The following is a 15,600-nucleotide window of genomic DNA, read 5'->3' as shown; positions in this document are numbered from 1 at the left end:
GCGCGCAGTTCCTCTGGATAACGTGTTCCGTTCTTCATCTTTCCCATGACCCAGTATCCTTACTTCTGGGTCTCCGGCAAACAAGGGGCGGTTCATGATGTTGTTCGCAGCGTAATTAGCATGTCAGATGTTGTTGTGGCGAACGCAAGTTACGCAGAATTAAGCATCGATGGTGGGGCGGCAAAGAAAGTTTCTGCCGAGGAGCTCAGGGCCATTCTTGCGAAGGTAAGGCAAGCAGAGGTTAGATTGAAGTTGGTTAATGCCTCTGAAAGACACGCAGCTCCAGTTCTGTCTCACTACAGCATTTCTTTCCGAGTTGCTGGACTAGAAGCATTAAAGGCGGTTGAAGAGGCATTCACCGAAATACTCGTGTCGAGTTCAATTTCTCGCGAAGCAATTAGTAGATTTCTTGCTGATCCAAGGACGTGTGACGCTGGCAAAGAATATGCGTCCGGGCTGGCTGATTATTGTCTGGGGATTCTTCTTAAGGAGCGGCCTGAGGGCGAAAGACTGACAACTCCACTTTCTCGATACCGAGAGCTCTATGGCAGTGCGTTGCAGGTTCTTAAGGATATTCAACGCCCCCTCGCCCATCTTATCGAGAAAATTATCCGCTTTTCGATGAACGACTTTAGTGACGACCAGAAGCGCACGGGATATTGGGAGCTTGATTTGGCAACCCAGCTGCTTCTTGATCCAAGCTCGATCGCTCCTCAGATCGAGTTTGAAGAGAAAGAAAGGCGCGCGGTTTGCCCAATCGATCATGGCACGGGCAGAATGCTCGAACTGGCTGCAAATCTGTCGGCACAGCCGCGGTGGAGCCCGATTCTCCAGGATGAGTGCCGTGTGCTGGCAAATTCCGACCTACTTGACGTTAGCGACCACCAGAAGGCTTTCGCCATTTGGGCAGCTTCAGCCTGGAGACTGAGTTCAAGAGATAGTGCTCTGGAACCACTCAGACACATAGCGGGAATCTACCCTTTCAGCCAATGGGCCGGCAAATACCTGGAGCAAGTATCGACGTGACTCAAGAGAGAGAGACGCCGGAGGCCAACCCGGCAGGACAGAAAATATCCACAAGTGCGCCCGACCAATCTCAGTCTGATGTAAAAGTCGAAGCTGAGGCCGATGTTGATCCAACTTTGACGGGATATTTCAAAGACTCACGGGTGACGCCTTCCGCATTCTTCAAGGTTATTCGTAAGAATCAGGTAAAGCGGTTTCTTTCGGCTGATAGAGAAGAAGCCGGAGAATTGATGCGCCGACAGGACCGGGACTGTGAGCGGCTTTGGGCGTTGATGTCGCAATCAACTCCGCCTGATGCTGTCGATGATTGGATCTGGGGCGCCGCTCAGGCCCGCGTAAAGGAACACTTGAAAGATGCATTCGATCCACTGGATCATGACGCGGGGCGCATCTTCAGGTCGGTTTTGGCGACCATTTCACCCTCCCTTTCTTCTGACGAAAAAGAAGAGAGGAAGAGGTCTGAGACGCTACTTCGGATCACCATTTGCTGGTTGATGGAAAAGCGGTCGCTCAGGACCTGGCAGGTAGCCGAGCAACTTCAACCAATTCTTTTCTCTGATTTGAAATCTGCCTCCAAGGCGGCGAAGCGTGCCGTTCAAAGAGGGAAAATTGGGGAGTTGCGCCTTGCGGTAGCTGTTGCAGGACTTGGTGAGCAGCTGGTCAAGGTTGCAGAAGAAGATCGCAACCGTGAGAGAAACATCGCCAACGACTTGAGGCACCGGCTGGACAGTACTCGAGATCAAGTGGAGAGGCTCAACGCCGAGCTTGCTAACGCGAAAAGTACGATATCCGATCACGAGGCAGAAATCTCAAAGCTCGAGGAAACGCTAGCAACTGAACGTCAGCATTGGGGACACGATCTGACCGAAACGAAAGCTGAACAGAAGGTTCTTCTTGGAGAGCGCTTAGGCCCCCTTCTGGAAGACGCCATCGATGCCCTAGAGATTGAGCCGCCAGCACCGGGTATTGCACTTCGGCGAGTCAAAGCAGCGCTTTCGGCGATAGAAGAGGCTAAAGAATGAGCGAGACAATCTTTGGGGTCGACTTCGGAACTACAAACAGTCTCGCCGCAGTCGCTGTTGGAGGGCGTGCACTCGCGCTTGTCGACCAGGTCACCCGGCGTCCGCACCCCTCGGTAATCTGGTACCGAGGCTCGGACATAGTTGTAGGTCGCGAAGCGCGACAGAATATGGACATCACCGAAAGCGGGGCCCCTCCAGGTTTTGTTCGCTCTCCTAAGATGTCTCTAAGGCGTGAAGGCCCAATCTTTGTTGATGGACGCCCGATCGAACCCACGGATGCTGTCGCTGAAGTTCTCAAGCATCTGAGATCAGATGCTAAGGCTGCACGTGGTGGGGCTCCTGGCCAAGATCTAGCGCGAGCCGTTTTCACGATCCCGGTAGATTTTGCAGGGCCGGAGCGTCGAGCTCTTCGCGAAGCGGCCAGAAAGGCCGGCATCGGAGTTGTGCAATTCGTCCATGAGCCAGTTGCGGCGCTTTATGCCTATCTCCGTTCCCAGACTGACCTTGGGCGGGAACTGGCCCGCCTGGAGGGTAGGTCAATCCTGGTTTTCGATTGGGGTGGAGGTACGCTTGACCTAACCCTCTGTCGGATATCCGGGGGCGCGATCATGCAGGTCAGAAATCTCGGTGACAACGAAGTTGGTGGAGACAAGTTCGATGAACGGTTGCGGAACCACCTTCGGGAAATCCACTCCTCTGCGCACAACATCGAAGACATTACAGCCCTCGAACAACCGGGAATGGCGGCAAAGCTCCTACACCAGTGCGAAATTCTGAAGATCCATTTGTCCGATCCAAAAACGGAAACTGAAGATGTCATCGTAAGGAACTACCTTAAGTCTGACGGAGCCGGCAAAAACCTTCTTGCCTCAGTAACCCGCTCAGAGCTGGAGGAGCTAAGCGCTGGCATTGTTGCTCGTGGTCTCGCCCGTATCGATGAAATCCTAGAGCAAGCGCAATTGACCTATAAGGACATTGAGCTTTGCCTTGCTACCGGCGGCATGGTGAATATGCCGTCTATTCGTGACGGGCTGACAGAACGGTTCGTGGGCAGGGTGCCAAAGCTTGAAAACGGTGACCGAATTATCGCTGAGGGCGCAGCCTGGATCGCAAACGATGGCCTAAGGCTAACACTGTCAAAGCCGATTGAAATTCTCGTCGCTGATACGTCTGGGCAGGGGACTTACCACTCTCTCGTAGATGCCGGTTGGACGCTGCCAATCGAAAATGAAACGCAGAATGTCGCCAATACCCGTCTTTTTTGTGTGGACCCGCGAGAAGGTGTCGCGGTTGTCGAAGTGGCAAAGCCAGTCAAGCTCGGCAAGGCATCGCCAAACGATCCGCGACGATCACTATGCGTCGCGAAGGTCGAGGTCGATCCGAAGGCGCAGCCCTTGCTGGAAAGGATCGAATGTAACTTGCAAATTGACCATGACTATGTTGCTCGAGTGACTCTGAAGTCGACCGGACGCGGCGCGCAATCTTCTGAAGAATTCCACGACCTCGAATTTGGGCTCTCGTTGGCCAATGTTGCCTCACCAACTCGCAAGCAGGGCGATCCTTCCGTTACTGGTGAGGGTGATTCCGACAGTCCACTTGAAGCTTTGCCGCACAGCAACCTCTATCAAAGAACGAATGTCGCGAGGTTCGATGCGCAAAACCAGTCCCATGGCGACCTTTGGAAATTCGTGCCAGGCGATCTCATAGAGCAGTGGCAGCCGAGTTACTTCGACACAAGGAGTAAGGCTGCCACTCCAAGGCAGTTAGAAGAGAGAAACTTTTATGTACCTTGCGCTCGCTGCAAGAGGCGCATTTCGCAAATCAAGTCTGAGGGCCCAATTCAGGGCTGCACCGGATCTTGCCTTCCTGAGTTCGTTCGCCGCAATCCCAGTCTTCTAAAGGCAACGCTGTCAAGCTTGGAAAATAGTCGCCTCAAGTAGGTCGCAAGAGACGGTTGACCAGGCTGGCCCACGCGCCCTCGGGTAAGGAAAGCCGTGCATGGGGTGGGGTGTGCTCGGTTTGGAACCGTCTCTACGGCGCAGCGTATGTGCGTTGAGTAACCACTGCGAACTCCATAGGAAAAGAGACTATGCCAACCAAATTCTTGGAGCTTGGCCCAGAAGCAGCAAGGGCAACCATCCTGTTTGCACATGGCGCCGGTGCGCCGATGGATTCCCCTGCCATGACAGCAATCGCGGGTGCATTGGCCAAACAGGGTCTAAGAGTTGTTCGGTTTGAATTCTCCTACATGGCCAATCGCAGAACTGGGGGTACCAGGAAGCCCCCGCCGCGCGCCGAAAAACTGAACTCAGAGTACCTAGCTGCAGTCGAAGCGCTGCAAATTGATGGCCCACTGATCATCGGCGGGAAATCTATGGGCGGGCGTGTTGCCAGTATGATTGCGGACGAGCTTTTTGAGGCGGATCGCATCGCTGGGTTGCTCTGCGTGGGCTATCCATTTCACCCGATTGGAAAACCCGACAAGCTTCGCACGGAACACCTGCGACACCTGCGGACCCCGGCACTGATCTGCCAGGGAACGCGCGACCAATTTGGCTCGAAAGATGAAGTCAGCGGGTACGAGCTGTCCCCGGCGATCAAGGTGAGGTGGTTTGAAGACGGCGATCACGACTTAAAGCCGCGCAAGCGCCTCTCAGGCTTCACACATGCGGATCACATTACGGCCATGGGAGTAGCGGTTGTCGATTGGGTCGAAGGTCTTGTGGGCTAGATAGCACTCAGCGCGACGGGTTTGCCGTGTTTGTCGGGTTTGGTAGGGCCACCTGCAGCACGCAGCCAGCATTTTTTAGCAGGAACGCTTCGACGCCTGACGCTGTGTTCACAGAACTAGAAAAGAAGAAATCCCAATGAAACCAAGGTGCCCAGCGTAGCCAGGAGGCTAGCGGCCTTGTAGCCGGTGCTCCCATGAAGCCTATCAACCACTTCAGGGAAGCGACGAAGAAGCAACATCATTCGAGCTGAGCGCCCAAAGACTCTAACAGCTTCGTCGCTGCCTTGGATAATTGCGTCAGCTCTCGTTACGCCTGGCAAACGTCGCGGCGGGCCGCTTCGCATGTCTTGAGTGAGGTACAGGATGTCCTCACGCATTTGCTCTTGAAGTTCACCTTCAGTAATTGCCTCGATTACGGGGCCAGCCGCCGCAACTTGCTCGATTTCTTCGTCGGTGAATTCGCGCAGCGCTTGTTCTTGTAGGATCTCCCGGTTTTCAGCCACCTCCGCGTGGGTCGCACGGATACCTTGAGCGCCCTCCCGTAAGGCGCTGACTAGAGCGTTATTTTCATCGGAAGGCGGTAGTTCCTCCGTCGCAATCTTCCCAACTATGCTTCCGTGGACGGACGTGAAGTCCATCTCTATCCGCTGAGGGTCGTTCGCATAGCGCTCTAGGGTCCGACGTAGCCTCCGGATTTCAAGCGAGTTGGAGTTAAGTCCATTAGAAGGGTTCGCAAGTACATCCTCGATTGCGTCGGCTACTTGAGACAGAGCCGCACCAAGAAGTCTCGGCTTGGCGATTTCTCTTGGCCGGACACTGAATATTCCCCGCTCTGGATCAGAAACTAGGTCTTCAAAGAGGGGGAGCCGTTTGCTCAGCTTTTCGGCTTCACTTATTTCATTCTCGACTTCATCAGCATCTTCATACAACTCCGGCCCTGGGATCGGGCTCCAATCAAATATGCCAGCTTCATCTGTTATTGATTGGGCAACTTTCTCAATGAAGTCGAAAGGGTAGTCTTCTGAGAACATTTCCTCCAACGCTTCGAGTGCTGTCGAAGCACTTCCGTGGATCCATTGGTATCCACCTTCTGCTGAGATGTAGGGCAGTGAATTAGCCGGATCCTCGTAGTTTGCGAAAAACCATTCCTTCATTTCCTCAGCTGCTGCTTCAGGGTCGAAGTCTACCGAGTTCTCATCGTTCACATCCTCGAAGCTGACAGAGAAGTTTCTGAGAACCTTGTGCCCGTCCGACACAAGTCTAAGCTCGTTTGCAAATCCCTGTGGGTACTCAGAGAAGGTCCAGAGGAGCTCGCCCAAGTCTTCGTGATTGAGAACAGCCGACCATTCGGTCTCCGGCCCCATATCACGCTCGTGTGTCGACTCAATTTCCCAATCGAGTTCATTGGCGTCAATCATATAGACCACGCCCGTTACCTTGTGGCGAATACGCGCACTTCCTGTTGTCTCGACCTGCATACGCGCGACTGCTCCTCGGCTCCCAACACCAAATTCAGCATCGGACATTTCAAGTATTTTTGAGCTAATCGGGCTCCCAAATAAAAGTCTGATATTGTGGCATTAAGGCCTGCCTCTTGACCTGATTCCTTCGGGCCAAGTGTAGGCTAGACGTTTAATTCTGCTGCCGCCAGAAGTGAACATCATGGACCTTGTAGGTACACACATCGATCAGTGCTCGCCCGTACCGCCCGAGAAAAACACGACCGAAATCCGCCGCCCGATCTCCGGCTCGTGATCCCTGGACACGAGCTCTGCTTCTTCGATAACCGTGGACATCTTTTTGTGGACTTCGTCGGCGCCCGGAAGGTCGGTTTCGAGCTTCTCTAGGATCGCCTGGATCGCGATGTACCCCTTCGGCAGCTCCTCATAGGCAAAGCTGTCCCGCACCTCTTGCTTGGCTTGTTCCCAGTAGGGGTCGAGCAGCCTGCTCCACGACTCGCAGATCATTTCGATGGCGGGTAGGGACAGGTGCCCGAACATCTCTCGATCATCGGTTTCCTCGTCTCCACGTCGGCTCATGAACTCAGCGCACGCCTTCATCAGGCTTTCGACGCGTGCCGGACGCAGGTCCCATTCTGTGAGCCGTCCAAGCTGCCCAGATACGGTTTCAAGCGCACTAGCCAGATCTTCCTCGGTCATCCTCGTCTGTTCCAAGCCGAGACTCTTGGTTCTCTCGTATGCCGACTCAAGTGTTTTGGCACAGGCCAACTGACCCCGTTCCAGCAGCAGACCTGTCTCAGAAGGCCGCAGCAGCAGCAAACGCGGCGGGAAGAAGCTGGTCGGCTTGTCGACGCCCTTCAGATGTAGGGCGGTGAAGCTCTCTCTGGCAGACAGAAGCGCCAATTCAGCGCCCCAAGTCCCTTCGATCCTGGCCTTGCTAATGAGACTGTAACGCTCCGGGGAAATCTTTTCTTTGGTTCGGGCGAGAACGTCGTGGAAGTTGTTGTCTCGGAACCGCCTAGTTGATCCGAGGTAGCGCGTGACGCTCTCCAAGATCACCTCGGTGTCCTCGGAGCCGACCTCTTGCACAACGTCAATCAGCTCTTCCCCTGCGAGTGTCCGATAGTTCTCGATGCGGTTGGTCACTTTCTCGTCTGATGCAAACTGACCAACGGGAACATCGACGAGGTGGTAGTTCACAATTCCAAACTGACTATCTATCCGGTCGATACGCCCCAATCCCTGGATAAGTTCCTTCAGGTTCGACGTGACCCCGAGGAGAACGAGCGTGTCGGCTGACTGAAGGTTGATGCCCTCCGCCATTTTGTAGGTGAGAAAAACTGAGGCTGGTCCATCTGGTGCGTTCTTGCCCCCAGGGCGGAAGTAGGACTCTACCGACTTGCCATGCGTGATCCGTCGGAAGCCGTCCAGTCCGCTGCCGAAGATGGCCTTCACGGCCCTATCATCACCCTTGGTCTGGTTCCCAACAACGAAGTTCGTGTGGTGGCCGCGGCGAGAAAGCGCCTCAGCGAAGATTTCGAGCGTGTCGGTGCGCTCTGCGAGAAAGACAACCCGATCCTTCTGCTGCTGGATGCGTAGGCAAGCTTCATATCGCTTCTCATCCAGGTCTCGCAGCGGCTGCGAGTCGAGCTTCTTGGCCAGGGCCTCGCACTTTTCGGGGGCCGCCAACGCATCGATGCCAAGCAGAGCAAACATGTCGACCTGGCCAGGGTGTGGCGCCCTCCGCTTGGTCTTGGACCCTTGTTCAAATTCCCTCAGCCACTTTCCGATGACTCCATGGGACATTTCCCAAGCTGCCTGCGCCGCGCTTACCCGGAGAATATTCAGCAGGTTGCGGATATGGAGCTGATCCTGGGTGCTCTGCTGTGTCTTGACGTGACCGAAGCGGCTTTTCTCGACGGCCGTAACCCTACCGCCGGGCGCGAGGTCGTTACATAGAGCAACGATCTCGTCGAGACGCGCCCTCTGGGGCTTCGTGAGCTTCAGCCTATTGGGCCGCCCGTGATTGGCCAGCTTCGGGTAGTTGTGTTTGGAGCGATCTTCATCCTCGCCAATACATCGGCGCTGACGGCGTGCCAAAAAGGGCGAAATCAGCTCGGACAGTTCCGTACGTGCCTGCCTGGACAGAGCGGTTTCTGGTTCGGATAGAACAGCAAGTGGCGCCTTCTGATCGAAGATGTCGGGGGAACTTTGCATCTCACGTTCGAACAGCTCACCCATGGCCTGGATGTAGTCCGGGGTCATGAAGATTGAGGCGCGCTTCTCCTGCATATGGGCAAGCCAGTCGACGTCGCGATTGCCCAGAAGGGTCGCAGATAAGCAGATGTTCCAGCTGGGTGGCGCGAGTTCGACCGCAGCGGCCATCTGGGATGCCTGTTCGAAGCCAGGCGTCACTGTATGACTTTCATCGATTATGAGCACGCCGAACTGATCGAGTCTCAGACCCGATTTGCTATCGTCGCCGGCCCCTCGCAGGCGCTTCTTTGACAGACTCGTGTTGGCTATGGCCTCTAGGGAGTTGGTCGAGTGCTTCACCCAGCTGGGGATGACCTTGGGTGGCGCTATCACCGCCGCGTTCTTCCTGGCGACGCCATGCACGGGGGAGCGCGGAATGACCCGTGAAAATGTCTCCGATAGAGCCTCGGCGAGATGGCATCCGATCTCGGTTTTCCCCGAGCCTGTAGGCGCCTCCACGAAGGCGATGCCGTGATCGTATGTGATAGAGCAGGCCTCGTAGGTCAGCTCCTGTTGGTACTCGTAGAGTGTGTGGCCGGTGATCTCTTGGCGGCCTCCAGTCAGCCAGGGCTCGAAGCCCTTTTGCTCCGAGATCATCCGAGCCATGGCGTCTTCTGCCGTTGCAGGCTTTATCAGCCTATCGAGGATTTCGAGCGCTTCTTCGGTCCAGTCGGCCGAAACCTCCCAAATCTGTTCAGCCGCTCGGGTGCGCTCAAGCTGCAGCTCGTGCGAACCAGTATCGAGTCCATCCGCGTACTCAATGTTGCTGTAGAGGCCAGAGCGCGAAAAGTTCGCCGAGCCTGCCACCGCGCCCACCCGCGAACTCACGATCTTGGAATGCATCCGACGATCACCGCAGATCCCCAGGCGGGTCTGGGCCAGTACGGGATCAAACACACGAAGCTCTATCTTGCGTGTTTGGATCGCCCGCTTTGCCAGCACCGCCAGCAGATCGTCGTCATCCTCGACCTGCAGTCCGGACTTCTCCAGCCAATAGAGCTTCATCTCTTCGGTCACCGGCCTCGGCTTTGCCAACCGTCGAGAGTTCGCCGTATCGATACCGAACGATATCCGAATACGGATGTCAGGGTCTGCGTCAGGGTCTTTGAGCTCCTTGACCTCTCTCATCAAGACGGCGAGCGACGACAGGAAGTCCTGATAGCCGGTCACGATGAGACAGTCGCCAGACGTGAAGTGCGGCCGATAGAGGTCGATGACAGGGCGGTCGATATTGGTCCCGACCTTCGGCCCACCCGAAAGGTCCGTCTCGGCCAACCCAGTGGCCTTGGGCTCTTCAATGGTCTGTGGCTTCGAGCGGAGCCAATTCGGAAGTGAAAACAATAGCTAATACCAACTATGGCGAGGTCTTCGGAGTATGAAGGGTGCTTCCAGCCTGGAGCAATGAATCATTTTCCGGCCATTTGTCAGGCCTCTGAGTTGGTCGCACCTGGGCGCAATATGGCCCGTGAGAGAGGGTGACCTGGGAGCGGCCCACCACTGCACGTGCGAATGGCCCGTGCTTGGGGTGGGGTGGCCAGGGATTACATGGTTTGCAGAGCCTGGCGCAGTCAGGAAGTTGTACGGCCGGCGGTTATCAAAATGGAACCTATGCACATCGCAGCCTCTGAGGCCAAGCGGACGACCAATATGGACCGTACAAGCCATCACACGTCCACGTCTTCAATCGTTTCCAACTCAAGCCGGGCCTTTTCCTGATTCAGACGCCACCGCCTGATGACATAGAATGCAAGCGCCTTCCGAGTTTCAATTTTTATGTGCGTTCTGTCTTCAAAGCCGTACTCCAGCCGGACAGCCCGCGCCTGTGCATCGGATAGATTTGAACGCGGACGTATCCACATGCGCACAAATTTGTGCCAGTCCGTGTCAACCGGTAGGGGAGACGACCGGTACCGCGTTGCCGCCTCAGTTTGCTTAGTTATTCGTATCGGGAGATAATCGCGGTAGGTCTCATGCTTATAGCTCCATGCGCGGAGATAAATTGCCTCTCCGTCGAAATGGAAACGCACCGGACTGATCCACTGCGGTCCGGAGAGACCGCTCGTCATCGAGGTGTAGGTAATCTGGATGTCTCGTTCGCCCTTCATGGCTCGGTAGAGTTGCGCGACGACGGTGGGTTCCATCACGCGATTAGGAAGAGGGATGCTCGCGCCCAGCGATGGCGTCTCTTGATCGAGCAATTCGAAAACTTGCTCCGGGCCAGCATCCGTCAACGGGTTATGGTCGCCGCTAGAAAAATAGGCCTTCTCAGCGGCATCATAGACTGGCGGCGTACCTGTCAGCGATAGATAGGTTCGAAAGTCTACCGCAGCCTGTGCCATCGAGATATCGAACCGTTCCATCAAGTCACGACGGTTCGCCTGACCTCTCCAGGTCAGGCATTGGTCGAGGAACAAAATTCGCTCACGTTGCGCGTGTTTGAGGGCTTCCAGAGTCATGTGCCAAGCAATACTTGACTCCCTGCTGGAAGTCCATACATTTACTATACGTATAGAAAGTGGATTGACCAAATGCGCATACTTCATACGGCGGACCTGCACCTGGGGCGGCAATTTATGGGGTTGAGCCTCGAGGAGGATCACGAGGCCGTCCTCGGTCAGATTCTTGAAACGTTAGTGGTCGAACGGGCCGATGTTCTTGTGATCGCAGGAGACATTTTTGACCGTGCCTCTCCGCCCAATTCGTCAATCCGGCAGTTCAACCGCTTCCTCAAGCGCGTAGCGGAGGAGAGCGAAGCCGCCGTAGTTATGATCTCGGGCAACCACGATTCCGGCGATCGGATCGAGGCAATGTCTGTCTTTTCCACTGCGTCGCGAGTGTTGGTGCGTGGGATCGCCGACGCGGTAGAAGCTCCGCTTGTGCTGCGTGACGAACATGGCGAGATCGCGTTTTCCGCGCTGCCCTTTTCCTATGAGTACGCCGCGCGCGAGGTGTTCGGGGATGAGAGTATCAGCGCGCCAGCAGATGTCATCGCTGCCCAGATCGCCGCAGCGAGGGGGCAGGTGCCCGAAGGAGCGCGTTGGGTGGTAGTGGCCCATGCCTTCGTTGCGGGCGGCGCGGTCGGCGAGACAGAGCGCGCCCTAACGCGAGTCGGTAGCATCGAAACTGTTCCCTCCGATGTCTTCGACGGGGCGGATTACGTTGCACTGGGGCATTTGCATAAGCCGCAGGACGTGGGCGCGCGTCATATTCGATACTCCGGCGCACCTCTCGCGTTTGGTTTCGACGAGGCGGGAAGCGAAAAATCCATGACTGTTGTCGATCTGAAAGCTGGAGGGGCCGAGATTCGCACGGTGCCGTTCCGTCCTAACCGACAAGTGCGCTCCCTCACTGGGGCATTCTCCGATCTTTTAGCAGGAACGCCGTCTAAAGACTTTATCCAGGCCATACTGGCGGATGAGGTCCCTCTGATCGATCCGATGAAGCGGCTGCGTGCGATCTACCCCAATGCCTGCCATCTGGCCTACGCCCGGCAGGCGCGCGCGCCAGAGGCTAAGGCGTTTGGCGCAGGCCGGGCTGCGACCACGCCGATCGAGATGATCCACGACTTCATAAAGGTTGTGCGTGGCCGGGAGCCCAATGCCGAGGAAGTTGCGATCGTAGGGGACAAGCTCCATGCAGCAGCCTCCGGGGAGGAGCAGACATGAGACCCATTCGCCTATCGCTTCAGGCCTTCGGGCCGTTCGCGACCACTGAAGTAGTGGATTTCCGCTCTGCGCTGGAAACGGGGCTGTTCGGGATCTACGGCCAGACAGGGGCTGGGAAGTCGACGTTGTTTTCGGCGATGTCTTTCGCGCTCTTCGGGGCACCAACCAGAACCGATCAGGAACCACGTTCGCTCCGTTCGGACCACGCAGCGCCGGATCTGCCCACCGAAGTCGAATTTGTCTTTGAGCTGGGTGCCAAGACCTACTTGATCCGTCGTCGTCCGGCGCAGGAACGTCCGAAGGCACGCGGTGAAGGGACGACCGAGGACGCGGCGGAAGCCTCACTATTCGACGTCACCGGGATTCCGGTGGACACACTTGGTCAGAGCCAGTCTGGCCGTGTCATTGCTGAAAAGAAGGTCTCACTAGTCGGGCAACATATCGAGGCGCTGTTGGGTTATGGTGCAGATCAGTTTCGACAGATCGTGCTCTTGCCGCAAGGCAAGTTCGAGACGTTCCTAGCCGCAAAGACCGATGCGCGGGTCGAGATTTTACGGGATCTCTTTGACGTGAAGATCTATCGCGATCTTGCAGCACGGCTGAAGGACGAAGCCTCGGAGGCAGAACGAGCGTTGCGCGACCAGCGTGCGCTCTATGTTGCCCGGCTTGAGGAACGCAGCTTCGAGAGCGCCGAGGCACTGGAACTCGGAATTTCTGCGGCGGAAGCCAAAGTCGCGGAGAAGCAGGGAATTCAGCAGATCGCAGAGGCGGCGAACGAAGCCGCGCGCAAATCTCTGACCGAAGGCGAGCAGATCGAGAAGGCTTTTGCTGCCGTCGATACGGCGCGGCAGGCGCTTGACGATCTTGAAGCGAAGACGGGTGAGGTCGAAGCCCTGGCCAAGCGGGTTGAGGCAGTCAGCAATGCCTTGCAGGCCCGTGATCTTGAGACGGCTTGGCACAATGCGGAGCACGACCATCAACTTGCGGTGGATGCCGTTACCAACGCTGAGACAGAGCTTAACTCCGCCAATGGAGTGAAGAAGCAAGCGGCGCAAAAACTAATCGATGCGCAGTCGGGCGAAGAGCGACGGCAGCAGGTTCAGGCCAACCTGACAAGGTTAGAGGCGATCGAGAACCAGGTCGGGCAGGCAGCGAAGCTACAGACAGCGTTTGATGCGGCAGCGATGGAAGAAGCTGCAGCTAAGAAGGCGCTGACCGAGGCTGTAGAGGCCCGTGAACGCCTCCAGTCTCGGCGCGATACGACCGATCTGGCACTGGAACAGGCACGAAAAACCGAGGCGGCGCGAGGCAAACTGACTGGTGAACTGGCCGAGATAAACCGGGAACAGGTCAAGGCGGTGGCGCATGCAAAGGCGCAGAGAGCCGTCGCCGATGCCGAACGAAAGGTCGAAGAGGCATCGAGTGTTCTGGCGACAGAAACTGAAGCGGCACAAGCTGCCGAGGTGGCCCTGACTGAGGCCGAGGCACGGCTTTCGCGCACGCAGGCGATCATTCTAGCCGAAAAGTTGACCGAAGGGGCTCCCTGTCCCGTCTGTGGTTCCCACGAACATCCTACCCCGGCCCATGGCACGCCCGAGCAATCTGGCTTGACCGAAGCGTTTCGTACCGCACAGGCTCAGGCAAGAACCGCAGCCGAAGCGAGGGTTCGGGCGGAAAGCGAACTCGGCAATTGCCGAACGCGGCTCGACGAAAAGAAACGGGCGCTGGACGAACAGGAACGTCCTGAGCGGAAGTTGGCGGAACTCGAAGCTGAAATCGCTAGGCTGGAAGACACCATCGCTGCGCTTGGAGAGGCCATTGATGTTGACGCAATGGCGGGGCGGCTTGCGGATTTGAAGCGGGAAGTGACCGAGGCTGAGACTGACGAGGCTAAGGCGCGCAAAGCCGCAGGAAAGGCTGAGACGACACTAGCCGAGGCTCGCGCCAAGCGCGATACAGTGGTTGAGGCCTTGCCTGAAGGGCTGCGTACACCTGAGGCGGTTGTCGCACGGCGGGAGGCTTTGCAACGCGAGCAGAGTCAACTCTCCGAGGCGCTAGAACTGGCAACGCAGGGTGATAGACTGGCGAGCGAAGCGCTAACCCGTGCGCAAGAGCAGCTCGAAGCCGCTAAGCGGGCACGTGATGCGCAGGCGCAGCGCGTGGAAAAGGCGCAAACTGATTTTGGCGCTCGGCTCGCCGAGGTCGGACTGGACAAAGCAGGATATGAGGCCTGCAAAGCTCATTTCTCGACCCTCGACGCTGACCGGAAGACTGTTTCCGATCATCGTGAGGGCCTGATCGCGGCGCGCACGACTTGGCAGAACGCCAGGGCTGCCTGTGCGGATCGCGAGCGCCCAGACCTCGCCCCGCTTCAGCTGGCACTCGACAACGCTACCCAGGTATTGAACACCGCCAACGATGCGCTTTCCGCGGCAAGAACGGATGTATCGTCCCTTACCAAGTTCAAGGAATCGCTGGCTTTGGCCTTGGCCAAAACCGAGCAGCTTGAGTCCGAAACTGGGCCGCTCCGGGGACTAGCCGAGCTGGCCAACGGCAAGAACGACTTCAAGATGACACTCGAGACTTTCGCGATTGGTGCAATGTTCGACCAGGTTCTCGAGGCGGCGAATATGCGGCTCGACCCTATGACACGTGGTCGATACCGGCTGACGCGCGGGCTCGAGGCATCTGGCGGGCGCGGCAAGCGTGGGCTCGAAATCGAGGTCTTCGACATCAACACCGGCAAGGCGCGCCCGACGGCGACCCTTTCCGGGGGCGAGACCTTTATCGCGGCACTGGCTCTGGCGCTTGGGCTGGCGGATGTGGTCGAAAGCCTGTCGGGTAAGATCCGGATGGACACGATCTTTATCGATGAGGGCTTCGGCAGCCTCGATACCGAGAACGGGGCGGGCACGTTGGACCAGGTGATTCAGGTTCTTGCGGCGCTGACAGAAGGCAGCCGGGCGGTGGGTCTGATCTCCCATGTCGGGCTGGTGCAGGAGGCCATTCCGCAAGGTTTCTACGTGCGTTCGACGCCGAGCGGTAGCCGGGTCGAGGAAAGAAAGGGGTTGGGATGACGGATGGCCAGCATTGCCGCAAGACAAACCTGTGCCGCCTCTTCACGCGCCGGACGGCCTCGTCCGCGGCGGTGTGTGCCCGATTAGTAGGGGATTAGTAGGGAATGTACGTCAAACGTTCTCGGGCTAGGTCCGGTACCGCCCAAGAACGCTATTGAAAATATTTCTTTAAATGCAGTGGGTTATACGGCTCTGGCGGGTATTGTCAGGTCACGTCCAAGTCGTGGACGGCAAAATTCGTAATGATGGGGTCGGGGGTTCGAGTCCCTTCAGCGGCACCACGAATTTCAGGGAAATAGCCATTGGCAGCGCCTTTGCGGTGTGAAAGCTCGAGCAGGGCGCGCGGCCTTGCCCGATGACGAA

The 15,600-nt window shown here is 56.9% G+C and carries 9 protein-coding genes; 6 read left to right on the top strand and 3 right to left on the bottom strand.

Translation table 11 applies throughout. The features are described 5' to 3' along the window. Positions 1 to 45 precede the first annotated feature (45 nt). The 4 genes from J1C52_RS12200 (at position 46) to J1C52_RS12185 (ending at position 4,779) form a co-directional block, all read left to right on the top strand. The gene (locus tag J1C52_RS12200) at positions 46 to 1,026 is read left to right on the top strand and encodes a hypothetical protein (RefSeq protein WP_227428225.1); all 981 of its coding nucleotides are present in this window, start codon (positions 46 to 48) and stop codon (positions 1,024 to 1,026) included. Then, on the top strand, positions 1,023 to 2,048 hold the full coding sequence (locus tag J1C52_RS12195) for a hypothetical protein (RefSeq protein ID WP_227428224.1): 1,026 nt from the start codon (positions 1,023 to 1,025) through the stop codon (positions 2,046 to 2,048). Before J1C52_RS12200 ends, J1C52_RS12195 begins: the two co-directional genes overlap by 4 nt. Further along, a complete protein-coding gene (locus J1C52_RS12190; protein WP_227428223.1) occupies positions 2,045 to 3,988 on the top strand; it encodes an Hsp70 family protein in 1,944 nt (647 codons plus the stop codon). Before J1C52_RS12195 ends, J1C52_RS12190 begins: the two co-directional genes overlap by 4 nt. Before the next feature lie 149 nt (positions 3,989 to 4,137). Then, a complete protein-coding gene (locus tag J1C52_RS12185; protein WP_227428222.1) occupies positions 4,138 to 4,779 on the top strand; it encodes an alpha/beta fold hydrolase in 642 nt (213 codons plus the stop codon). A 116-nt stretch (positions 4,780 to 4,895) separates the two neighbouring features. On the opposite strand, the gene J1C52_RS12180 is transcribed toward J1C52_RS12185, so the two are convergent. From J1C52_RS12180 to J1C52_RS12170, 3 genes are all read right to left on the bottom strand, one after another. Beyond that, complete coding sequence (locus J1C52_RS12180; protein WP_227428221.1) at positions 4,896 to 6,257, bottom strand: hypothetical protein; 1,362 nt, start codon at positions 6,255 to 6,257, stop codon at positions 4,896 to 4,898. 210 nt (positions 6,258 to 6,467) lie between these two features. Continuing rightward, on the bottom strand, positions 6,468 to 9,770 hold the full coding sequence (locus tag J1C52_RS12175; RefSeq protein ID WP_227428220.1) for a DEAD/DEAH box helicase family protein: 3,303 nt from the start codon (positions 9,768 to 9,770) through the stop codon (positions 6,468 to 6,470). A gap of 389 nt (positions 9,771 to 10,159) precedes the next feature. Further along, positions 10,160 to 10,951, bottom strand: a complete 792-nt coding sequence (locus tag J1C52_RS12170) for a WYL domain-containing protein (RefSeq protein WP_227428219.1) — start codon at positions 10,949 to 10,951, stop codon at positions 10,160 to 10,162. 72 nt (positions 10,952 to 11,023) lie between these two features. Here J1C52_RS12170 and J1C52_RS12165 point away from each other — a divergent pair, with 72 nt between their 5' ends. Beyond that, positions 11,024 to 12,160: an exonuclease SbcCD subunit D gene (locus J1C52_RS12165; protein WP_227428218.1), complete on the top strand. Its 1,137-nt coding sequence runs from the start codon at positions 11,024 to 11,026 to the stop codon at positions 12,158 to 12,160. Next, positions 12,157 to 15,237: an AAA family ATPase gene (locus tag J1C52_RS12160; RefSeq protein WP_227428217.1), complete on the top strand. Its 3,081-nt coding sequence runs from the start codon at positions 12,157 to 12,159 to the stop codon at positions 15,235 to 15,237. The genes J1C52_RS12165 and J1C52_RS12160 overlap by 4 nt, the downstream gene beginning before the upstream one ends. The last annotated feature ends 363 nt before the right edge of the window (positions 15,238 to 15,600 follow it).

This window comes from Roseibaca sp. Y0-43 (assembly GCF_020667835.1).
GTDB lineage: Bacteria > Pseudomonadota > Alphaproteobacteria > Rhodobacterales > Rhodobacteraceae > Roseinatronobacter.
Note: the sequence above shows the minus strand (reverse complement) of the source record. Positions and strands in the feature narration are given on the sequence as shown.